This window comes from Agrobacterium sp. MA01, from assembly GCF_009650195.1.
Lineage (GTDB): Bacteria > Pseudomonadota > Alphaproteobacteria > Rhizobiales > Rhizobiaceae > Allorhizobium.
This window is the reverse complement of the sequence record NZ_CP045854.1, coordinates 4492714-4514339: the sequence shown is the minus strand read 5'-3', so window position 1 is coordinate 4514339 and position 21626 is coordinate 4492714. Positions and strand designations below refer to the sequence as shown.

The 21626-nt window shown below is 61.5% G+C and carries 27 protein-coding genes; 10 read left to right on the top strand and 17 right to left on the bottom strand.

What is annotated here, in order from left to right; translation table 11 throughout:
* Positions 1 to 74: 74 nt before the first annotated feature.
* The 11 genes from GH983_RS21575 to infC form a co-directional block, all read right to left on the bottom strand.
* A complete protein-coding gene (locus tag GH983_RS21575; protein WP_054151418.1) occupies positions 75 to 353 on the bottom strand; it encodes a DUF2442 domain-containing protein in 279 nt (92 codons plus the stop codon).
* On the bottom strand, positions 337 to 570 hold the full coding sequence (locus GH983_RS21570; protein WP_054151417.1) for a DUF4160 domain-containing protein: 234 nt from the start codon (positions 568 to 570) through the stop codon (positions 337 to 339). Before GH983_RS21570 ends, GH983_RS21575 begins: the two co-directional genes overlap by 17 nt.
* A 46-nt stretch (positions 571 to 616) precedes the next feature.
* Positions 617 to 907, bottom strand: a complete 291-nt coding sequence (locus tag GH983_RS21565; RefSeq protein ID WP_054151437.1) for a DUF2442 domain-containing protein — start codon at positions 905 to 907, stop codon at positions 617 to 619.
* A 95-nt stretch (positions 908 to 1002) separates the two neighbouring features.
* A complete protein-coding gene (pheS, locus tag GH983_RS21560; protein WP_153763461.1) occupies positions 1003 to 2088 on the bottom strand; it encodes a phenylalanine--tRNA ligase subunit alpha in 1086 nt (361 codons plus the stop codon).
* Positions 2089 to 2214: 126 nt separating this feature from the next.
* Entirely contained in the window at positions 2215 to 2619 is a 405-nt protein-coding gene (gene rplT, locus GH983_RS21555; protein WP_006725066.1) for a 50S ribosomal protein L20, read from the bottom strand.
* Positions 2620 to 2656: 37 nt separating this feature from the next.
* Positions 2657 to 2860, bottom strand: coding sequence for a 50S ribosomal protein L35 (gene rpmI, locus GH983_RS21550; protein ID WP_054151415.1), 204 nt, complete (start codon positions 2858 to 2860; stop codon positions 2657 to 2659).
* A 154-nt stretch (positions 2861 to 3014) separates the two neighbouring features.
* Positions 3015 to 4337 (bottom strand): HAMP domain-containing sensor histidine kinase, encoded by a 1323-nt coding sequence (locus tag GH983_RS21545; RefSeq protein WP_153763460.1) that lies wholly within the window; start codon positions 4335 to 4337, stop codon positions 3015 to 3017.
* A complete protein-coding gene (locus GH983_RS21540) occupies positions 4334 to 4999 on the bottom strand; it encodes a response regulator transcription factor (protein WP_054151413.1) in 666 nt (221 codons plus the stop codon). The genes GH983_RS21545 and GH983_RS21540 overlap by 4 nt, the downstream gene beginning before the upstream one ends.
* A gap of 3 nt (positions 5000 to 5002) precedes the next feature.
* Positions 5003 to 5488, bottom strand: coding sequence for a PepSY domain-containing protein (locus GH983_RS21535; protein WP_153763459.1), 486 nt, complete (start codon positions 5486 to 5488; stop codon positions 5003 to 5005).
* 147 nt (positions 5489 to 5635) lie between these two features.
* Positions 5636 to 6223 carry a hypothetical protein gene (locus GH983_RS21530; protein WP_246727458.1) on the bottom strand — a complete coding sequence of 196 codons (588 nt, stop codon included), beginning with the start codon at positions 6221 to 6223 and terminating at the stop codon, positions 5636 to 5638.
* 175 nt (positions 6224 to 6398) lie between these two features.
* Positions 6399 to 6935, bottom strand: coding sequence for a translation initiation factor IF-3 (gene infC / locus GH983_RS21525; protein ID WP_236759370.1), 537 nt, complete (start codon positions 6933 to 6935; stop codon positions 6399 to 6401).
* Positions 6936 to 7112: 177 nt separating this feature from the next.
* Here infC and GH983_RS21520 point away from each other — a divergent pair, with 177 nt between their 5' ends.
* Together GH983_RS21520 and GH983_RS21515 are read left to right on the top strand one after the other, a co-directional pair.
* Complete coding sequence (locus GH983_RS21520; protein WP_153763457.1) at positions 7113 to 7907, top strand: carboxylesterase; 795 nt, start codon at positions 7113 to 7115, stop codon at positions 7905 to 7907.
* Between the two features lie 174 nt (positions 7908 to 8081).
* Entirely contained in the window at positions 8082 to 8699 is a 618-nt protein-coding gene (locus GH983_RS21515; RefSeq protein WP_054151436.1) for a transglutaminase-like cysteine peptidase, read from the top strand.
* A 6-nt stretch (positions 8700 to 8705) separates the two neighbouring features.
* On the opposite strand, the gene GH983_RS21510 is transcribed toward GH983_RS21515, so the two are convergent.
* The gene (locus tag GH983_RS21510) at positions 8706 to 9887 is read right to left on the bottom strand and encodes an MFS transporter (RefSeq protein WP_153763456.1); all 1182 of its coding nucleotides are present in this window, start codon (positions 9885 to 9887) and stop codon (positions 8706 to 8708) included.
* 138 nt (positions 9888 to 10025) lie between these two features.
* On the opposite strand from GH983_RS21510, the gene GH983_RS21505 reads away from it, so the two are divergent.
* A complete protein-coding gene (locus GH983_RS21505; protein WP_194842766.1) occupies positions 10026 to 10634 on the top strand; it encodes an RNA polymerase sigma factor in 609 nt (202 codons plus the stop codon).
* A 31-nt stretch (positions 10635 to 10665) separates the two neighbouring features.
* On the top strand, positions 10666 to 11064 hold the full coding sequence (locus tag GH983_RS21500) for a VOC family protein (RefSeq protein ID WP_153763454.1): 399 nt from the start codon (positions 10666 to 10668) through the stop codon (positions 11062 to 11064).
* Positions 11065 to 11092: 28 nt separating this feature from the next.
* On the opposite strand, the gene mbfA is transcribed toward GH983_RS21500, so the two are convergent.
* A complete protein-coding gene (mbfA, locus tag GH983_RS21495; protein WP_153763453.1) occupies positions 11093 to 12076 on the bottom strand; it encodes an iron exporter MbfA in 984 nt (327 codons plus the stop codon).
* 129 nt (positions 12077 to 12205) lie between these two features.
* Here mbfA and GH983_RS21490 point away from each other — a divergent pair, with 129 nt between their 5' ends.
* The 3 genes from GH983_RS21490 (at position 12206) to GH983_RS21480 (ending at position 15748) form a co-directional block, all read left to right on the top strand.
* Positions 12206 to 12676 (top strand): group III truncated hemoglobin, encoded by a 471-nt coding sequence (locus tag GH983_RS21490; RefSeq protein WP_153763663.1) that lies wholly within the window; start codon positions 12206 to 12208, stop codon positions 12674 to 12676.
* A gap of 157 nt (positions 12677 to 12833) precedes the next feature.
* Entirely contained in the window at positions 12834 to 13931 is a 1098-nt protein-coding gene (locus GH983_RS21485) for a TRAP transporter substrate-binding protein (protein WP_054151405.1), read from the top strand.
* Between the two features lie 191 nt (positions 13932 to 14122).
* Positions 14123 to 15748 carry an alpha/beta-hydrolase family protein gene (locus tag GH983_RS21480; protein WP_246727456.1) on the top strand — a complete coding sequence of 542 codons (1626 nt, stop codon included), beginning with the start codon at positions 14123 to 14125 and terminating at the stop codon, positions 15746 to 15748.
* Between the two features lie 7 nt (positions 15749 to 15755).
* On the opposite strand, the gene GH983_RS21475 is transcribed toward GH983_RS21480, so the two are convergent.
* From GH983_RS21475 to GH983_RS21460, 4 genes are all read right to left on the bottom strand, one after another.
* Positions 15756 to 16784, bottom strand: a complete 1029-nt coding sequence (locus GH983_RS21475; RefSeq protein ID WP_153763452.1) for a histone deacetylase family protein — start codon at positions 16782 to 16784, stop codon at positions 15756 to 15758.
* A gap of 138 nt (positions 16785 to 16922) precedes the next feature.
* Positions 16923 to 17291, bottom strand: a complete 369-nt coding sequence (locus GH983_RS21470) for a hypothetical protein (RefSeq protein WP_069042528.1) — start codon at positions 17289 to 17291, stop codon at positions 16923 to 16925.
* 120 nt (positions 17292 to 17411) lie between these two features.
* Positions 17412 to 17936, bottom strand: a complete 525-nt coding sequence (locus GH983_RS21465; RefSeq protein ID WP_153763451.1) for a GNAT family N-acetyltransferase — start codon at positions 17934 to 17936, stop codon at positions 17412 to 17414.
* A 34-nt stretch (positions 17937 to 17970) separates the two neighbouring features.
* A complete protein-coding gene (locus tag GH983_RS21460; RefSeq protein ID WP_054151401.1) occupies positions 17971 to 18546 on the bottom strand; it encodes an XRE family transcriptional regulator in 576 nt (191 codons plus the stop codon).
* A gap of 120 nt (positions 18547 to 18666) precedes the next feature.
* Here GH983_RS21460 and GH983_RS21455 point away from each other — a divergent pair, with 120 nt between their 5' ends.
* The 3 genes from GH983_RS21455 (at position 18667) to tdh (ending at position 21546) form a co-directional block, all read left to right on the top strand.
* Positions 18667 to 19233, top strand: a complete 567-nt coding sequence (locus tag GH983_RS21455; protein WP_153763450.1) for an XRE family transcriptional regulator — start codon at positions 18667 to 18669, stop codon at positions 19231 to 19233.
* Between the two features lie 82 nt (positions 19234 to 19315).
* Complete coding sequence (locus GH983_RS21450) at positions 19316 to 20518, top strand: glycine C-acetyltransferase (protein WP_153763449.1); 1203 nt, start codon at positions 19316 to 19318, stop codon at positions 20516 to 20518.
* A 2-nt stretch (positions 20519 to 20520) separates the two neighbouring features.
* Positions 20521 to 21546 (top strand): L-threonine 3-dehydrogenase, encoded by a 1026-nt coding sequence (tdh, locus tag GH983_RS21445; protein WP_153763448.1) that lies wholly within the window; start codon positions 20521 to 20523, stop codon positions 21544 to 21546.
* Positions 21547 to 21626: the final 80 nt, after the last annotated feature.

Here is a 21626-nt window from a genome sequence, read left to right as displayed (position 1 = left end):
TTCTCGTCTTCCTCAGCGCGCACTGCGCAAATTCAATATTCCGTCGCGGTCTCATCGATAGGTCGGCGCTTAAATCAGGCCGCCTTGTCAGGCGCTTTGGCGCCCGGTGCCTTCCAGCCTGCCAGCATGCCCCGAATCGACAAATCCTCATCGACATCAGGCCAATGAACCCCGGCGAGCATAAGATGCACGTTGTTGCGCTGCGCAGGCGTAGCGTTCAGCAGGCGTGGATACCACCACAGCGGTGTCGACACCTGCCGCCCGTCCGCAAGCCGCACATGAACCGTATGCGGATCGCACCAGGCCTCGGTCGGGCGCTCCGCCTCTGGATAGGAATCATGCGAAATAGTCATTCCATGCCTCCAGCATCTGCTGCCTGTGTTCCGCGACCACTTCCAGTATACGTGCAAGGTCTCTCTGGCTAAAGCCCCCGGCTTCCGCGACCTTGAGATCCGCAAGCCAGACCTTCGCTTCACCTCCATTGCCATCGACGTGAATATGAGGCGGCTCATATCGGTCGGCGGAGTAGAAATGAAAGCGGAACCCATACTTGCGAAGGACCGTCGGCATCAGCTCACCCCTTGCACAATCTCCTTCAACCTGAAGGTTCCTGTTCCTACTGTCTCGTTCCCATCTGTATCTTGCCCGAGACGTCCAGCGGTCGCGCGCCTGATGCCTGTCTTCCGAGGAGCATGCTGACCACCGTCACATCGAGATCGATGTCGGGCCAGTGGATGCTCGACGGCATGAATTCCACGTTGTTCCGCTCCACCGGCATCGCCTCCTGAAGGGGCGGGTACCACCAGACCGGGACGCTGACGATACGACCGTCCGTCAGTTCCACATGCAGCAGGTCGTCATCGCAAAGCAGATCGACCGGCCGCATGTTGTCGAGATGTTCAATCACGTCGCATTTGCCTTCATTCACTCGGAGAAGCGGGCTTCATCCACCCCTCCGTCTGGCCGCCCCTCATTCATCGGGGCAGCCACGCATTGTGCCAATCAGCTGCTCAGACCGCCGAACAGCGTCGGCACATCGAGCGGGCGGAAGCCGTAGTGGCTCATCCAGCGGACATCGGCGTTGAAGAAGTCGCGCAGGTCCGGCATGCCGTATTTCAGCATGGCGATGCGGTCGAGGCCCATGCCCCAGGCGAAGCCCTGGTATTCGTCGGGATCAAGACCACCAGCGCGCAGCACGTTCGGGTGGACCATGCCGCAGCCGAGGATTTCCATCCAGTCCTTGCCCTCGCCGAACTTGACGATCGGACCCGACGAGCGGTCGCACTGGATGTCGACCTCGAAGCTCGGTTCGGTGAAGGGGAAGAAGGACGGGCGGAAGCGCATGGTGACGCTGTCGACCTCGAAGAAGGCCTTGCAGAATTCCTCGAGAATCCAACGCATGTTCGCGACATTGGCCGTCTTGTCGATGACGAGGCCTTCGACCTGGTGGAACATCGGCGAATGGGTAGCGTCCGAGTCCTGGCGATAGGTCTTGCCCGGAATGACGATGCGGATCGGCGGCTTCTGGGCCTCCATGGTGCGAATCTGAACAGGCGAGGTGTGGGTGCGCAGCACCTTGCGCTCACCGTTTTCATCCGGCTGCAGGAAGAACGTGTCGTGCATCTCGCGGGCGGGGTGACCTTCGGGGAAGTTCAGCGCCGTGAAGTTATAATAGTCGGTCTCGATATCGGGACCTTCGGCGATCGAGAAGCCCATGTCGGCGAAGATCGCTGTGATCTCGTCGACGATCTGGCTGATCGGGTGGATGCGGCCACGTTCGGCCGGCGAGGAACGCACGGGCAGCGAGACATCCAGCGTCTCTGCCTTCAGGCGGGCGTTGATCGCCGCGTCCTTCAGCGCCGTCTTGCGGGTTCCGATTTCCTCGGTGATCTCGTTCTTCAGCGCGTTAATCGCGGCACCGCGCGTCTGGCGCTCTTCCGGCGTCATCGTGCCGAGCGTCTTCAAGAGTTCCGAGACGGACCCCTTCTTGCCGAGGGCCGCCACGCGCACAGCCTCGATCTGAGCCTCGTCCGCAGCAGCGGCGATGTCAGCGAGAAGCGTCGTCTTCAAACTGTCGAGATCGGACATGTTTCCGTTTCCTGCCCCATTGTCTCGCCACCATTTCCCGGCGGCATGAAGATCACATGAAAAAACCCGCGCCAGCCCTGCCAGCGCGGGTTTCCCAATACTTGAATTCAGTCTGGGAAGCGCTGGTTACTTGACCGCGCTTTCAAACTCGTTGGCCGTGCCTGCGTCCTTGAGGTAGGCGAGTGCCTTCTTGGAAGCTTCTACGAGCTTCGCGAATGCTGCCGGCTCATGGATGGCGAGGTCGGAAAGGACCTTGCGGTCGACTTCGATGCCAGCCTTGTTGAGGCCATCGATGAAGCGGCCGTAGGTCAGGCCGAATTCGCGGACTGCAGCGTTGATACGCTGGATCCACAGAGCGCGGAAGTTGCGCTTGTTGTTCTTGCGGTCGCGGTAAGCAAACTGCTTGGAACGATCAACGGCAGCCTTTGCTGCGCGGATCGTGTTCTTGCGGCGGCCGTAGAAGCCCTTGGCCTGCTTGAATACCTTGTTGTGCTTGGCGCGGGAAGTTACGCCACGTTTTACGCGTGCCATGTCATGATCTCCTTAATTGTCCAACAGCGAGCGGGTCTCAGAGACCGTTTGGCAGGTAGTTCTTGATGACCTTCTTGCCGTCAGGTTCAGCCAGAACCATCGTGCCGCGGGCATCGCGAATGAACTTGTTGGAACGCTTGATCATGCCGTGGCGCTTGCCAGCAGCGGCGGCGAGAACCTTGCCGGTCGCCGTGATCTTGAACCGCTTTTTGGCGGCAGATTTCGTCTTCATCTTGGGCATTTTGCTACTCCATTGTTCTTGTATCGAAACAGGCTGACGAATGCCCGTTTTCAAGCATAAAGAACGGCCACGGCATGCCCTGCCGGACCGTTCGGACGCGCGCTTATAACCGTAGACCTGAAAAAGCGCAACGGGTGGCGATCGGAATCTTCGTTTACAGGCCAGCCGGCAAAAGCAAGCTCACTCTGAGGCCACCGGTTGCCCCCCGCGAAAAGGCGATGGCACCGCCATAGGCGTTCAGAATATCGGAGGTGATCGCCAACCCCAGCCCCGTACCCTCGTCCTCCACCAGATGGACACCGCGAGCAGCAATTTCCGGGATCGCTGCCTCGGCAACACCTGGACCATCATCCTCGACATCGAGCCGAATATGTTTCCCGTCGCGCTCCGCCACGACAGCGATCTGAGTTTTGGCGAAGTGCGTGGCATTGTCGAGCACATTGCCGAGCGCCTCTGCGAGGTCGGCTGGATCCATGTCGACTGTCAGCTGATCATCGACATCGACCTTCCAGGCGACATCACGCACGGCCGTGACCGGCGTCAGAACCGATATCAGCTTGCCGGTGAGCGAGGCCAGGCCCGTCTGCGCCATCTGCTCGACGCCGAGCCTTGCCGACTGCAGCTGCCGGTCGGAACGTTGGCGGATCAGATCAACCTGCTGACGGATCATGCCGCGCTCCCGATCGGGCAGATTGTCTGCGAGCTGCAGCAGAACGGTGAGCGGCGTCTTCAGGCCATGGGCAAGATCGCTTGCTCTGGCACGGGCGCGCTCGACGGCCGTTTCCCTCTCCTTCAGGAGGCCGTTGAGCTCCGTGACGAGAGGACGGAGCTCGGTAGGGCCGGCATCGGGCAATTGGTCGGTCCGTCCGGAACGGACGAGAGAAAGCGCCTGCTGCAATCTCGACAGCGGCGCAAGGCCGATGCCGATCTGCAGGAAAGCCGCCGCCAGCAGGACGGCAGCCGTGAGGACGAGCATGATCGTCATCGCGCCATGGAACTTAGAGATGGCATCATCGATCATCTTTTGATCGAAACCGGCAAGCAGCGTCAGAGGCCGATTGCCTTCCGGCGTTTCGAGTTGAACCTCGCGCAGTTGAAGCAACAGAGGTTCACCATCCGGCCCTTCGCCCTGTCGAAATCCGTAGGCGCCGTGGTTCAGGGTCTCGGGCAGCAGCTCGACATCCCAGAGTGAACGGGAGCGGAAGACCTGGTCGGTTCCGGCGATCACCTCCCAGTAAAGGCCACTGCCCGGCAGTTCGAAGCGCGGATCACCTGGCTCGTCCGTCATGCGCGCAACGCCGGCGGGGAATTCGACGCCGGCGGCCAACTGATCGATGATCGCCGACATGTCGGCATGATAGCGGTCTGCGACATAATTGGAGAAGATCCGGCTCAAGCCGGAGGCGACGAGGAGCAGAACAAAAGCAATCGCCAGAACGGCGCCAATAAACAGGCGCAGACGTAGCGACTGGGTCATGCCTCCTCGCCTGAGAGCGTGTAGCCGAAACCCCGGCGGGTCGCGATGGCAGACGGATGAGTCTTGCGGCGGATGCGCGCGATCATTGCCTCAACCGCATTCTTGGCCTGCTCGTCGTCCCGTCCCTGAACCTGGCGAGCAATCTCGATCGGATCGAAGACCTTGTGCGGCTCGGCGATCAGCATGGAAAGCAGCCTATACTCGAGCGGCGTAAGCTCGATCGGCCGGCTCTCGAAGGTCACGCGACGGGAGGTATCGTCGAGCACGAAACCTCCGGCTGATGCAGTCGCCTTTGCGCGGCCATGAACCCTTCTCAACAGAGCCTTCAGACGGGCGATGAGTTCCTCGCTGCGGAATGGCTTTGGGAGATAGTCGTCAGCGCCGGCATCGAAGCCGTCGACCCGTTCCATCCAGGATCCTCGTGCGGTCAGGACCAAGATCGGAACCTCGACACCGGCTCCGCGCCAGCGTTTGAGGATGGACAGGCCATCCATGCCAGGCAGGCCCAGATCGAGGATGATCGCCTGATAGTCGCCCGTTTCGCCCTCGGCCCAGACATCGGGCCCATTGTTGAAATGTTCGATGATGAAGCCCTCCGCCTCCAGCTTCGAACGTGTGTGGTCCGCAATGGTCTGGTCGTCCTCCGCGAGCAGAATGCGCATGTGTCACCATCCAAAGATATTGAGTTTGCGGCCGGTCGCCGCCTCGAACTTGAGTGTTCTGACACTCGAACCGCTCTGCACCTTCAGCGTATAGAAGGGCTTGCGCGCCTGCATGTTGAGATCGACGGCGATCACACGTCCGCCGCCCTGCTCGTCGACCCGTTTTAGAATTTCCCGCAGTGGCAGGATCTCTCCGCGCCTGACGGCTTCGCGCGCCTCCTTCTGGTCGCGCTCACGCCTGGAGCTGCCGGATCGGTCGTCGTCGTCGTCCCTGTTGTCATCATCAGAGCCACGTCCCGAGCCGCTGCGGTCCTCCTTGTCGTCCTTGTCGTCATCTTTGCCACTGTCATCATCATCATCATCGTCGTCAGATCCGCTGCCGCCGCTGTCGCCATCATCCCCTCCGTCCTTTGCCCATGCCGATGACGTCGGTATGGCGGAGGCCAGACCGAGGCTCAGAAGGGCAAGAATGAAAAGACGACGGTCCATACAGGCTCTGTTCGGGTTTGTCGGAGAGTAGCGCGGGCCGAGACTTGCGCCAACAGGAGAAAAGCTATCCCCGCCCGGTGGGGGCCGGGCGGGGCGAAACGGTGAGAGGGTGCCCGCGGCGGCTCGGGCTTCACCGCTTCGAACTGGTCAGATGGCGGGGACCACGGTCACGCTGGACAGCGTGCCGCGTGGGGCCCGAAGCTTGATTTCCGTGTTGCCATGCTCCTGCTCAACCTCGAAGCGCAAACGCTTGCCATTCTGGTCGACGGGGATCATGGAGCCGCTGAGCAAGCCCTGCAGCTGGGTGTTATTGACGATAAGGCGGATCTCGTCGCGATCGCGGTTGCCGCTCCGGCGGCTGCCGTCCTCGGCGCTGTCATCATAACGATCGTCGCTGTCGTCATAGCCATCATCGTCATCATCATCGCCGCTACGGTTGCGATCGCGGTCGCGGTCCCGGTCCCGACCCGAGCTGTCGTCATCGTCATCGTCGGAGCTGTCGCGGCCACTATCGTCCCTGCCGCTGTCGTCGCTACCACTGTCATCGCTACCGCCGCCGCCACTGTCACCGCTGTCGTCGCTGCCACCATCATCATCACCGCCACGCGCTTCGGCCTGGCTGACGACGAAGGATGCAAGGGTAGAGGGCGCGAGCGAGGCGATCGCGGGGATCAGGGTGAGTGCGGCCAATGCCGTGGTCGAGACCAGCAAGGTCCGGCGCAGAAATCGGGTCATCTTGAATTCCTCCAGGTTCGCAATCGCTTTCGATGGAGGGATCATGCATCAACGCCGCTGACAGAGCGGCCGCTGTGACGATCAGCGTTCTGTCAGACAAGGAACCGGCAAAAACCACGCATGAAAAAAGCCGCCCCGTAAGGCGGCTTCATCCGGTCCTGCCATGCGGCAGCAATCAACGCGGCGCGAGCACCATCATCATCTGGCGACCTTCGAGCTTCGGCTCGGCTTCCACCTTGGCGATCGTCGCGGTGTCTTCCTTGACCTGAAGCAGGAGCTTCATGCCGAGTTCCTGGTGGGCCATTTCGCGGCCACGGAACTTGAGCGTCACCTTGACCTTGTCGCCCTCTTCGAAGAAGCGATTCATAGCCTTCATCTTCACCTCATAGTCATGGGTGTCGATGTTCGGGCGCATCTTGATTTCTTTGACCTCGACGATCTTCTGCTTCTTGCGCGCTTCGGCCGCCTTCTTCTGGTTGGCGTATTTCAGCTTGCCCAGGTCAAGGATCTTGCAGACCGGAGGCTCGGCATTCGGCGAAATCTCGACCAGATCCAGTCCGGCCTCTTCGGCCATGCGCAACGCCTGATCCGTCGCCACGACACCGAGGTTCTCGCCCTCTTCGTTGATCAGCTGGACTTTCGGAATGCGGATTTCACGGTTGGAGCGCGGCCCGTCCTTTACGGGGGCATCGGTCTTGAACGGTCTGCGAATGGTCGTATTCTCCTCAAAACATTTCGGAATGTCGCAGCGTAAACCCGCGCGCATCCGCGTCAAAGGGCTATGTGATATCTGCGACGGCAGTGTCAATAGCATGCTTGCGAAAGAAAATCACCTGTTGTCGCGCACTTCCTGGATGTGTTTTACAGCATTCGACAAAAGGAGCACGCGATGACCGACACAGCCAACATCCTCAGAGAGACGACACTGACCGTCGGTTCCGGCGATGCAGCCCGCGACATCGCGGTCATCACCCGCATGGGAACCGAGACGGACCGGCCGGCCCTTGTCTGGCTCGGGGGCTACCGCTCCGATATGGCCGGTACCAAGGCCATCGAGATGGACGCGTTGGCCGGTGACGAGGGGCTCACGGCCATTCGCTTCGACTATTCCGGCCACGGGGTGTCCGGCGGCGATTTCAGAAAGGGGACCATCTCGCGCTGGACCGAGGAAGCACTTGCCGTGCTTGCCTCGTCGGGCGTCAAGAAGGTCGTGCTGATCGGCTCGTCCATGGGTGGATGGATTGCGCTTCGCGTGATCCAGGAGGCACGGCGCCTCGGCCTGCCCTTCTCGGTCGATGGCCTGGTGCTGATCGCGCCGGCACCCGACTTCACATCGGAGCTCATCGAGCCCAGCCTGACTGCGGCAGAGCGGCAATCCCTGGCCGAGCGCGGCTATTTCGAAGAGCCGTCCGAATACAGCCCGGAGCCCAACATCTTCACCCGCGACCTGATGGAAGACGGGGCCGAGAACCGGGTGCTGACCGGGCTCATCGAGACCGGTTGCCCGGTCCATATCCTGCAGGGCATGAAGGACCCGGACGTGCCCTATCAGCACGCCCTGAAGCTGATGGAATTCCTGCCGCTCGACGACGTGGTGCTGACGCTGATTCGCGATGGCGACCACCGGCTTTCCCGTCCAGAAGACATCGCCAAGATGAAATCGGCGATACTTTCAATGATCTGAGTATTTCGGTCTCTCTATATCTCCTCGATCTTGGGAACCGATTCTCATTTCGGCTGTTCGAACTGTCGCATTTTAACCATACCGGATGAATTGCGCGGGAGAGAGCCTCCCGCGCCGTTGACTCATGTCCTGTCGCAATCTTAACCTTTTGTTAAGGATACAGGGGACGTGTTCATGACGAACGGCTCGCGCGCCATCAAGGCGCTGATCATTGCAGTTGCGGTGCTCGCACCTGCCCATGCGGGTCTTTCGGCACCGCAGACATTGCGATCGATGATCACCGGCGCCGTGACATCCCAGCCCATCGGCCATTACGAATTCTGCAAGGCCCTCGCCGATGAATGCAGCATCCGGACCCGTCCTTCGGTGCCACCGAAGGTCACCGATCACGGCTGGAGCGTCATCCGCGACATCAATGCCAGCGTCAATCACGCCATCGTCCCCATGACGGATGCGGAGATCTACGGCCGCGAGGAAGTCTGGGCCTATCCGGTCGATCTCGGCGATTGCGAAGATTTCGTGCTGTTGAAGCGCAAGAAGCTGATGGAAGCCGGATTCAATGCGGCCGATCTCCTGATCACCGTCGTGCGCAAGCCGGATGGCGAAGGCCATGCGGTGCTGACGGTCCGCACCCAGTCCGGCGACTTCGTGCTCGACAACCTCAACGACGACGTCAAGCTCTGGACCGAGACGCGCTATGCCTTCCTCAAGCGCCAGTCCTCGACCGACACCGGCCGCTGGGTCACCATCGAGAACGGCACCTCCGACGTTCTCGTCGGCGCGCTGCAGTAAAATCGGTCAGCTTCGTCTCTCGCGCGTCAGCGCGAGGGTCGCGATCACGGCAAGGCCGGCCATGCCTGCCAATGCAGCCAGAGCTGCATTGGTCCCGACCGTCTCGTTCAGCCAGATCACGGACACAGGCGCAATCGCCGAGGCGATGATGCGGGCGGACGCGAGCGTGCCCATGGTCCGCCCATAGCCCGCAGCGCCGAAGTAGTGCAGCGGCAAGACGCCCCGCACGATCGAGGTCAGCCCCTGCCCTGCCCCGTAGAAGATTGCAAAGGCGATGGCGAAAGCCGCCATCGGCTGGACCAGTGAGCCGGCAAGAATGGCGAGGCTCAGCGCCATGGCCGATGCGGCGATGATTGCGGTCAGCGGCGGCGAGAAAAGGTTGCGTCTGACATATTCGATCAGCCTGGCAGCTACCTGGCTTGGACCGATGAGGCTGCCGGCAAGCGTTGCCATTGCCGTGGCATAGCCGAGGTCGCGCATCAGGACGAGAAGTGTCGACCCCACCGCCGACATGACGAAACCTCCGGCGGCAAAGGCCGTTGCCATGAGGATCATCCGGCGTTTGCGCTCGCCGTCGAGAACAGGCTCACCGGTCGATTGCTCTTCACGGACGGTCTCCTCCGGCGCGATCATCCGTGTCCTTGGCAGGGCAAGATGGATCGGCAGCGCGATCAGGAGGTGCATCGCGGCCATCACCAGGTAAATGTCGCGCCAGGTCATGACGGTGAGCAGCCATTGCAGGAGCGGCCAGAAGACGGTGGAGGCAAAGCCTGCGATCAGCGTCACCAGCGTGATATGGGCGCGCGCCTCGCGGCCATGGCTCTGGGCGAGTGCTGCAAAGCCCGCATCGTATTGTACCGCAAGCGCAATGAATTCGGCGACGAGCGTGATCGCCGCGAATTGCCAGGCGTTCTCCATCACCGAAAACAGCGCGAGCGAAAGTGCTGCTGCGACGGAACCGAGACAAAGGATGAGGCGTGCACCGTATCGATCGACCAAGCGCCCGAGCACGGGGGCTGCCACCGCGCCCGCCAGCAGCCCGAAAGAAAAGACGCCGAAGACGAAGCTCTGGCCCCAGCCGAATTCGCGAGCGATCTCGGGAGCCAGCACGGAGAAGGAATAGTAGAGCGTGCCGTAACCAATGGTCATGGTGACGCCCAGACCGATGGTCGCGGGAGATGCTTTCATGAAGGCGCCATATCCACGGATTATTGCAGGCATGTGACCATTCATCCTGACGCAATCGGTCACCTCAGCCAAACTCAATCTCTGTTGCTTGTCGGGTCAGCCGGGGTCTGCCACCATGACGGGTGAGTGGGGTACATCGTGCAGGCCAGACAGTTCAGACAGCTTCTCAACGAGGCGCGACGCCTCAGCCGGCGGGCGGACGAGGCGGAAGACCTTCTTCAGGACGCGCTCCTCGCCGCGATCACCGCAGGTCGGGAGGATTTTTCCAAGCCGGAGAACCTGCGTTGGCTGCGCGGCGTGTTGCGCCATCGCAGCACCTTCGTGGCGAGATCGGCAGTCAGGCGACGGCAGCGGGAGAGCGTCTTCGTATTTCGGCAACCGCAGACCAGTGAACCGGCCGAGCCGAATGACCTCGCCCACCATCTGCAACGCCTTCCGCCCGGCCTCAGAACCACCTTTCTGCTCGCTCTCAATGGCCAGACGCATGCGGAGATCCGCCATCTGCTGAAGCTCAACGAGGCGGCGCTGCGCCAGAGGATCTGCGACATCCGCAAACGCCTGCGTCCCTTTGAATTTACTGGCGCAGTACCAGAACGGCTGTGCGGAAATCTCGCCTTCGGCTCGATCCGCCAGACGCTGCGTCCGCTGATCGGCCATGTCGACGCGATGCTTGCGACCCATGATCCGGACGGTCATCTGATTTCTTTTGGACGCAACCTCACGAAAATACGGCCAGCGGCAACATGATCATGTTCGCATTCCAACACGGGAGTTCTCCATGCTGAAATCCAAAAAACTCACCAATATCTGCTACTACGTCGCCGATATCGATCGGACGGCCCGTTTCTACGGCGAGACGCTGGGGCTCGACCTTCAGCGCATGCCGAACGAGCCGGGCGAACCGGACTGGCTCATTGCCTCGACGGCCAACGGCATCGATCTCCTGTTCTTTCAAATGGAGACCAGGCCCGGCAATTCACCGATCATCGTCTTTGACCTCGAAGACGGCGGCATCGACGACATGGTTGCGGGACTGGCCGAGCTGGGTGTCACAATCGTGACACCCGTCAGCCATGCGCCCGGCGGCTGGTCATCTGAATTTGCCGATCCAGACGGACATACGCTGTCCATGTACCAGACCGAGGAGATGCCGCGACAGAAGAAGGCCGCAGTCTAAGGCGAAGGCAGCCGCTCCTCGCATTGCGTCATCCCTGCCCGATCAGAACCCCGGCGGCCAGCACCAGCGAGCCGCCGAGCACCACCTGCATGGCCGCGCGCCAGAAGGGCGTCTCCATGTAGCGGTTCTGAATGAAGGCGATCGCCCAGAGTTCGAAGAAGACGATGACGATGGCGGTGATCGTCGCGGTCCAGAAATGCGGGATGAGATAGGGTAGTGCGTGGCCGAGACCGCCGACCGTGGTCATGATGCCGGAGGCAAGGCCGCGCTTCAGCGGCGAGCCGCGGCCAGAAAGCTTGCCGTCGTCATGGGCTGCCTCGGTGAAGCCCATCGAAATGCCCGCACCGACCGAGGCCGAGAGGCCGATCAGAAAGGTCGACCAGGTATCGCCTGTCGCGAAGGCGGCCGCAAAGATCGGCGCCAGCGTCGAAACAGAACCGTCCATCAGGCCTGCGAGGCCGGGCTGCACATAAGTCAGAATGAACTGACGCTTCTTCGTTTCGTCTTCCGTCTCGCGTGCATCCTCCGGCAGATGCCGGTCGCCGAGCATGGTCGCGATCTCTTCATGGCCCTGTTCGGCCATGGCGAGATCGCCGAGCAGCTTGCGGATGCCAGCGTCGGAGGTGTGCTGGGCGGCCTCGTGATAGAAGCGATAGGCCCCCTCTTCCATCTGCAAGGCCTCTTCGCGGATCTGGTCCAGCGTCAGGTTCTTCCTGAGCCAGTCCGGCTTGCGATCATAGAAGCCGCGCACATGTTCGCGCCGGATCAGCGGGATACGCTCGCCGAAACGGTCCCGATGCATCTGGATCAGCATGTTGCGATGGGTATGCTCGACCTCGGCCATGTCCTCGAAAACCTTGGCAGATTGCGGATAGGCCGCCCGCAACTGGTCGGCATAGGCGAGGTAGATGCGGGCATCGTCCTCCTCGGAGGAAATGGCAAGCGCCAGGATCTCCTGTTCGGAGAGTTTGTCGAAGGGGCGCTTGCCGCCCCTCTGGAAAAGACTGAACATGACGATTACCACCTATCTTAGAATTATTCTAAACTTAGGTCATGGGAGGCCTTGTATCAAGATGCCGCATAGACCATTTGCACGGCAGGGTGCATCAGGTGTCCGAAAGCCATGAACGAGACGAAACCGATGACGATGGAACTGACGGGCCGCGCCGCCCACCGCGCTGAAATCACGGCTCGTGCCCAGGCCGACATGGCAGCCATGGGTGTCGATGGGGCATTTATCGACCGCTTGGTGGAGACGTTCTACGGGCATATCCGCCAGCATCCCGAGCTCGGCCCGGTGTTCGACGGGCGGCTCGCCGGACGCTGGCCAGACCATATGGTCAAGATGAAGGCCTTCTGGAGTTCCGTCGCCTTCAAGACAGGCGCCTATGGCGGCAAGCCAGTGATGGCTCACCAGAATGTCGACGGCATGGCGGAACACCTTTTCCTGCAATGGCTGCAGCTCTTCTCCGACACCCTCGTCGAAATCGGCGCCTCGGAAGAAGCCCGTGGCTGGTTCATGGCCAGCGCCGAGCGGATCGCCAAGAGCCTGGTGCTGTCCCTCTTCTACAATCCAGCCTTCGATGACCCGCGCATGCGTAGCCCGTCCTGACAGTTCCTTGCGCGGAACACCGCTTGCGCGAAAGAATAGGCAAATTTGGTAAGGTTGCCGGACAATTTCCTGAGCTTTTGAACTTGCACTCCCGGTCATGCCCGACTAGACCCACCGCGGGAGCTGGAGGAGTGCGTATTATCAGAGGCAAGAGATCATGAACCGCCGTCAATTTTTCAAGCAGGCCAGTGTCGCCGGCATCGGTGCCGCCGCGCTTGCCGCCCCCGCGATTGCCCAGGAAAATCCGAAGATCACCTGGCGCCTCGCCTCGTCCTTCCCGAAGAGCCTCGACATCATCTATGGCGCTGCCACCGACATTGCCGAAAGCGTCTCGAAGGCGACCGACGGGCAGTTCCAGATCCAGGTCTATGCAGCTGGCGAAATCCTGCCGCCGCTTGAGGTCGCCGATGGCGTCGCCGACAATACCGTCGAGATGGCCCATACCTGCTGCTATTATTACATCGGTAAGGATCCGGCCTTCGCGCTCGGCACCGCCATCCCCTTCGGCCTCAATGCCCGCATGACCAATGCCTGGTTCACCGCTGGCGGCGGCAATGAGCTGCTCAACGAGTTTCTCGCCCCTTACAAGCTCTATGCGCTTCCCGCCGGCAATACCGGCGCGCAGATGGGCGGCTGGTATCGCAAGGAGATCAAGACGATCGATGACCTCAAGGGTCTGAAGATGCGGATTGCCGGTCTTGCCGGGGAAATCATGACCAAGGTTGGCGTCACGCCGCAGCAGATCGCCGGCTCCGACGTCTATCCGGCGCTCGAAAAGGGCGCCATCGACGCCACCGAATTCGTCGGCCCCTATGACGATCTGCAGCTCGGCTTCTACAAGGTCGCGCCCTACTACTATTACCCGGCCTGGTGGGAAGGCGGCCCGACGGTTCACGCCTTCTTCAACCTCGAAAAGTTCAACGCGCTGCCCGAAAGCTACAAGCGTATCCTGACGGATGCCTGCGCTGCCGCCAACGCCCGCATGCTCGCTCGCTATGATGCGTCCAACCCCGGGGCGCTTCGCGAACTCGTCGCCGGCGGCGCACAGCTGCGCGCCTTTTCGTCGGATATCCTCGACACCTGCCACAAGGCGGCGAAGGAAACCTATGCGGATCTCTCGGCCAAGAACGAGTGGTTCAAGAAGCTCTTCGACAGCCAGCAGGCGTTCAAGCAGGACGCCTATCTCTGGGCTCAGATCGCCGAATACAGCTTCGATACCTATCAGATGATCCAGCAGCGCCAGGGCACGCTCTGATCAAGGCGTCATCGTCCGACAACGACAAACCCGGCTTCCAGGCCGGGTTTGTTTGCTTTTGCCGCAGGGTCGCTTCATGCCCTTCAAAAGGCAGGACAAAACGACTAAGCTCGCTGCAGAACGGAACAGGAGCCGCAACGCTCCAACTGCATGAAGCGGGAGACAGTGCACTGTCGGTCATCGTCAGGGTCTTGATCGGCAAGCTTTCCCTGTCGGGCGTCGTTCTCGCGATCGCCTTCTTCTGCGCATCGCTCACTCCCAGTCTCATGCCACGCGAAGCCTTGGTGCAGGGCTCACTGTCCGGCATCGCGTCAGCTGTCGGCTATTTCTTCGGCGTTCTCCTGAGCTCTCTCTGGCGGCTTTTCGAGTTGCCCGAACCCCGGCTGCGTCGGGACAAGGCGCTTTTCTGGATAGCGGCGTTTGGGGTGTCCGCAATGGCCGTGGCGCTCTGGCGCTCCGCGGTCTGGCAGGAATCGGCGCGCGAGCTATGGCAGATGGCCCCTCTCGACGTGTCATATCTCGAGGCGGTGCTGGTGGCGGCAGCCCTGTTCCTTAGCCTGCTATGGATCGCCCGTCTGTTCATGATGCTGTTCAGGAGGCTGGCGGCACGCATGGCCACCATCTTCCCGGCACGCTTCGCCACCGCGATCGGTTTCGTCATCGCCGCCTTCATCTTCTGGTCGATCGGCGAAAACGTGGTTTTGCGCGGCGCAATCCGGCTCGCAGATTCCTCCTTCCAGCAATTGGACGACCTGATGGAGGACGAATTCGCCGCGCCGACGTCCTCGACAAAAACCGGAGGACCGGATTCGCGTCTCGAGTGGCATGGTCTGGGCCGTCAGGGTCGTCATTACATCGCGTCCGGCCCGACGCGCGAAGATATCGAGCGCTTCTGGGGAGAGCCGGCGCTGGCGCCGATCCGCGTCTATGCGGGCCTCAACAATGGAGAAAACATCGAGACGCGCGTCGCACTCGCGCTCGAGGAACTTATCCGACAGGGCGGTTTCGAACGCTCGACGCTGGTGATAAAGGCTCCGACCGGAACCGGCTGGATCGACCCTGCGGCGGCAGACACGCTCGACCTTCTGCTGCGCGGCGATGTCGCAAGCGTCGCCCTGCAATACTCCTATCTGACCAGTTGGCTTTCGCTGCTGGTCGAGCCGGAATATGGCTCGGAGTCGGCAAAGGCGTTGTTTCGCGCCGTCTATCGTCACTGGAAGCAGTTGCCGCCCAATGAACGCCCCCGGCTGGTGCTCTATGGCCTGAGCCTTGGAGCGCTCAACTCGCAGAGCTCAGTCGACCTTCTCGAAATCGTCGCCGATCCCTTCTATGGCGCATTGTGGGTCGGACCGCCGTTCCAGAGCCGGATGTGGAGCGAACTCACCGCCGGTCGGGAGGCGGGCTCGCCTGCCTGGCTGCCCCGCTACGGCGACGGCTCGATCGTGCGCTTCACCAATCAGCGGGCCGACCTCAATTCACCCTATGCCGAATGGGGGGCACTGCGGATCGTCTACCTGCAATATGCCAGCGACGCCGTGGTATTTTTCGACCCCCGTTCGGCCTATCGGTCTCCCGCCTGGCTCTCGGGCACGCGGGGTCCGGATGTCTCTCCCGAACTCACCTGGTATCCCGTGCTCACGATGTTGCAACTCCTGTTCGACATGATGATCGCGACGACCAGCCCGGTCGGTTACGGGCATGTCTATGCTCCGCAGCATCATATCGATCCCTGGATCGCCGTGACCGGGATTGAAATCGACCCGGCCGACGTGGCGCGGCTGAAGCGCCACTTCACCGCAGTCGCCGAGACCTATTGAGGCGCCTTCAACCTTCCAGCCCTTTGAGCACATTGGCGACGTTGAGCCCGATTTCGGGCACGCCGTAGCCGCCTTCCATGAGCGTCAGCACCGGCACGCCACTGGCCGCGATCATTTCGCCCATTCGGATATAGTCAGGGCTCTTCAGCTTGAAGAAGCTGATCGGGTCCTTCTCGAACGTATCTACGCCGAGCGAGACCACGATGGCTTCCGCGCCATAGGCCTTGATCTTCTTCAGGCTGTCTTCCAGCGCTGCCGACCAGATGTCGAAAGGCGTGCCCGAGGGCATCGGGTAGTTGGCGTTCAGGCCTTCGCCATCGCCCTCACCGGTTTCGTCGGCATAACCGAGGAAGAAGGGGAAGGCGTCTTCCGGCTCGCCATGCAGCGAGGCAAAGAAGATGTCGCCGCGGCGATAGGTGATGTCCTGCGTACCATTGCCATGGTGGAAGTCGACGTCGAGGATCGCGACTTTCTTGGCGCCGTGGTCGATCAATCGCTGGGCGGCAACGGCGGCGTTGTTGATGAAGCAATAGCCGCCGAAGAGATCGATGCCGGCATGGTGGCCGGGCGGGCGGCAGAGCGAGAAGGCGAAGCGGTTGCCTTCGTTCAGCCAGTCGGCACCGGACAGGGCCACATCCATCGAGGCAATCGCCGCCTCATAGGTGCCCTTGGAAATCGAAGTCTCTGCCGAATTGGTGTAGTAGCCGACGGCGCCGTCGATGTTCTTCGGCACGCGGCCCGTCTGGCTGCGGCGGCAGGGGAAGGAGGTGGCGATCGCCTCGCCTTCGAAGCCATGCGCTTGCCAGCGGTCCCAGCAGGTGCGCAGGAATTCGAGATAGCCTGCGTCATGCACCTTGAGCGCGGTTTCAAGCCCGTGTTCGGCCGGCGCGCGGACATCGGTGAAGCCCGCATCCCGGACGCCCGAGAGCACCCATTCGGCGCGGAACGGCCCCTCGAAAGGCTTGACCAGCAGGCCGCCATGCAGCTCGGTCTTGGCGTCTCGCAGCTTGTGCTTTTCGGAATAGAATACGCGCATGTCGGTTGTTTTCCCTCTGGTGTTTTGGAGAGAAAACTAGCCTCGTCACGGCCTCAGCCACAAGTGCAAAGGGGGCGATTTTCCTGGTCAATCGACCAAAAAAATCGCCCCCGCCCCTCGGCCCCCGCCGATCCGATGTTACTCGGTCAGGTTAATCTGCTCGGTCTCGCCACCGGTGCAGGTATAGCAGCAGTTCTCGCAATTCTCGGCATTGTCAGGACCGACGCCCCAGTAGCTCTGCTTGTCGCCGGAAATCCAGGCGCCGTAGCAGATCGTCTCGCCTTCTTCGCAAGACAGGGGGATCTCCTTGGTCTCGCCGTCATCGAGATAAAAGACCTGGTTGTCACCCGGCCAGACATGGTCGCGATCCTGGCTGTAGAGCTCGACCTCGACGGCATTCGGATGATCGTTGCGCATGAAGAAGGTCACGTCTGCGGCCAATGCGGGTGCCGCAACGGCAACAGCCAGCGCCAAACCCAACCATCTCAAAGTTGCTGTTGCAACCATCTGAAGTCCACCCCCGGAAATTTGAAAACGGAGGGACGATAATCAGATGCGTCGACCGCTGAAAAGGGCGAAGCTCAGACGTTTTTTGGGCTCAATCTCAAGAACTTGGCAGAGATGCCGTCAGGCCACAGTTTTCCAGAAGATCACCGTGTCGCAGTAGCGACCATCCGGAAACAGCGCGTAGTTCGGGATGATGCCTGAACGCTGCCAGCCAAGCTTTTCATAGAGCGCCTCGGCAAGCTCGCCTGCTGCCGTGTCGAGCACCAGCAACGTGCGTCCGGCCTGCGCTGCCCCCTGTTCGGCGACCGCCATCAGCGCCTTCGACAAGCCGAGACCACGGGCGTCGCGATGCACCAAAAGCTTCATCAGATCGCCGCGATGCGGCTGGTTCGGCTTCGAGGCAAAGCCGACCTGAACCGTGCCGATAAGTCGATCGCCAAGAAAGGCCCCGTAGAGCAGGACCTCACCACGCCCGACGGCGTCCGCCACACCCCGCCAGAAGGTTTCGCCATCAGCGGGCGCAAACGGCGACATGAAGCCGAGCGAGGCGCCGCCTTCGACGCAATCGGAAAGCGTCTCGCAGAGGTCGGGCAAGGCGCCAAGCGTCTCGTCTTTGGAAAGCGGGCGGATATCGGGCGAGGGCATGGGGTCAGGTCCTGTCGTCGGAAGTGGGAGATGGTCACGGGCCGAGGGAAATCACCACGGCATAGCGGGCGGGTCGATCGGTCGGGTTTCGGTAGCCATGCACGTCACCGACATTCATGAACAGGCAGTCGCCGGCTTCGAGCCGGTGTAACGTTTCGCCAACCAAGAGTTCGATCACGCCGTCGAAGACCCAGACATGCTGCGTCTGGCTGCGCCCGCTCGGGCGGCCGGGAAAGCGGACCTCGGCACCGGCCGGAAACTCGACCTCGACGATATCGGTGCCGCTGCCTGTGCCCGGGGGCGAAATCGCACGGCGCAGATATCCGCTTTCCGGATCGCGCCAGACCGGTTGGTCGGCTCGTCGTGACAGTGGCGAGGGTTCGCTCTCCGTGCTGGCAAAGAAGACGGACAGGGAAACCCCGAGCGCCGAGCAGAGCCGCGCCAGAAGCGCTGCCGTCGGACTTGCCTCGGATCGCTCGATGCGCGAGATCATCGCCCGGCTGACGCCTGAAAGGTCCGCCAGCTGATCAAGCGTCAGCCCCCGTTCGACGCGCAGGCGCTTCAGCCTTTCGGCGACATGTTTCTCGAATTGATCCTCTGATTCCATTATTTGAGAATTCCACGCGCATATATTGGAGTCAAGCTTTCATGCCCGCCCTCTTCCGTTGCGCCTGCCGGTCGGCGTAAAAGAGGCGGTCGGCACCCGCCGACGTGACCGCAGGACATTCTGATGCAGCAGCACACTCCCGAGATCGGCCCGGCCATCAAGCGCGAGCGCAAGGCGCGCAAGCTGACGCTCGAACAGCTCGGCACGCTCTCGGGCGTCTCCAAGTCGATGCTGAGCCAGATCGAGCGCGGCGAGGCCAATCCGACCTTTGCCGTGCTCTGGAGCCTCACCCAGGCGATGGAGATCGAGCTCTCGGACCTCATCGGCAACGGCACCTCGGTTGCCGGACGCGAGGAGATCGAGGTGACCTCGGTCATGCACACGCCCGTCATCCGTAGCGCCGATGGCTCCTGCCGGCTAAAAATCCTGAGCTCGCCCCGGCTTGCCGGCCAGACGGAATGGTATGAGCTTGAAATGGATCCTGGCGGCGCGCTTGTGAGCCAGCCGCATTCGATCGGCGCCTTCGAGCATTTCACCGCCTTTACCGACGGTTTCGAGATTTCCAGCGGCGGCAGCAAGACCCAGATTCGGGCGGGCGAAACCGCCCGTTATCGCTCCGATGTCCCGCATGCGATCCGCAATGGCGGAACGGATATCGGCAAGGGGCTGCTGGTCGTGCTACATAGATAGGCGAAAGGGCAATTCCAAAATATCGATTGCCGCAGGGCAAAATTCCGATATGCTGGAATTATTCAGCATCGAGGGATTTCCCATGCAGACCGGCTTTCTCGACCACATCACCGAAACCCTCCAGGGCATCGAAGCCGACGGGCTTCTGAAGCGCGAGCGCGAAATCGTCAGCCCGCAATCCGGCCGCATCCAGGTTCGCGATGCCAGGGGCACGCGCGAGATGATCAATCTCTGCGCCAACAATTATCTCGGCCTTGCCAACCATCCCGAGATCGAACAGGCCGCCAAGGCCGCGATCGACAGCCACGGCTTCGGCATGGCCTCGGTGCGCTTCATCTGCGGCGCGCAGGACATTCACCGTCAACTCGAACAGGCGATCGCACGCTATCTCGACAAGGACGATGCGATCCTGTTTGCCGCCTGCTTCGATGCCAATGGCGGGATCTTCGAGACCCTGCTCGGCCCCGAAGACGCAATCATATCCGACAGCCTCAACCACGCCTCGATCATCGACGGCGTGCGGCTCTCCAAGGCGAAGCGCTACCGCTACGCCAATTCGAACATGGACGGACTGGAAGACGAGCTGAAAAAGGCGATTGCCGAGGGCACGCGCTTCCGGCTGATCGTCACCGACGGCGTCTTCTCGATGGACGGCTATCTCGCGAAGCTTCCGGAGATCTGCGCGCTCGCGGAAAAATACGGCGCAATGGTGATGATCGACGAATGCCATGCCACCGGCCATTTGGGTGCCAAGGGCAAGGGCACGCCGACGTTGACCGGCGTCGGCGCCCGCGTCGACATCATCACCGGCACATTCGGCAAGACGCTGGGTGGCGCCATGGGCGGCTTCATCGCCGGCCCGAAAGCTGCCATCGATCTCTTACGCCAGCGGGCTCGGCCCTATCTCTTCTCCAACAGCCTCGCACCCGCTGTCGCTGCCGGCTCGCTGAAGGCGATCGAAATCGCCGAAAGCGCCGACGACCTGCGCGCCAAGCTTGCCGGCCATACCACGCGTTTCCGGCAGGGCCTGACCGAGGCCGGTTTCGAGCTGCTTCCCGGCGAAACGCCGATCATCCCGGTCATGACCCACGACGCCGTACTTGCCCAGAAGCTCGCTGCCGAACTCGACGCCCGCGGCGTCTATGTCGCCGGCTTCTTCTTCCCCGTCGTGCCCAAGGGCCAGGCCCGCATCCGCACCCAGATGTCGGCAGCGCTCTCCGAGGCCGATATCGACACCGCCATCGCCGCATTCATCGATGCCGGCAAGACCATCGGGATGATCTGATCATGAAGGCGCTTTCCAAGCAGAAATCCGAGGTCGGCATCTGGATGATCGACGCGCCCGTTCCCGAAATCGGGCCGGATGACGTGCTGGTCAAGATCAACAAAACAGGCATCTGCGGCACCGACGTCCACATCTACAAATGGGACGAGTGGGCGCAGAAGACGATCCCCGTGCCGATGATCACTGGCCATGAATATGCCGGCGAAATCGTCGCCGTCGGGGCCAATGTGCGAAACCTCCAGGTCGGCCAGCGCGTCTCCGGCGAGGGCCATCTCGTCGGCATGAACAGCCGCGCCTCGCGCGCCGGCAAGTATCATCTCGACCCGGAAACCCGGGGCATCGGCGTCAACGTCCAGGGCACGTTTGCAGAGTTCGCCAAGATCCCGGCCTTCAACATCATCCCGCTGCCAGACACGATCGACGACGAGATCGGCGCGATCCTCGATCCGCTCGGCAATGCCGTGCATACGGCGCTCGCCTTCGACCTCGTCGGCGAGGATGTCATCATCACCGGCGCCGGCCCGATCGGCATCATGGGGGCCGCGATCGCCCGCCATGTCGGCGCGCGTCACGTGGTCATCACCGACGTCAACCCGGAGCGCCTGGCGCTTGCGGCCGAAGTTGCCGACGTGCATCCGGTCAACGTCGCGAAGGAAGACCTGCGCGATGTCATGGCAAAGCTGAAGATGAAGGAAGGCTTCGATGTCGGCCTTGAGATGAGCGGCTCGCCGGCAGCGCTTGACCAGATGATCGACCATCTCGTCATGGGTGGACGCATCGCACTTCTCGGCGTGCCGGCGCGTCCCTTCCATTTCGATCTCTCCAAGGTCGTCTTCCGGATGGTGACGCTGAAGGGCATCTATGGCCGCGAAATGTTCGACACCTGGCACAAGATGCTCGCCATGCTCGAAAGCGGCCTCGACATCCGCAAGGTAATCACCCACCGGATGAAGGTGGACGATTACGCCGAAGCCTTCGAACTCGCGAGCGCCGGCAAGGCGAGCAAGATCGTGCTCGACTGGACCTGATGCAACTCTGCAGAATTCGGCGCTCCGCAGAAATGCGGGAACATAGAGCGGCTTTTCGACGTATGGTGATGGTCTGAAAC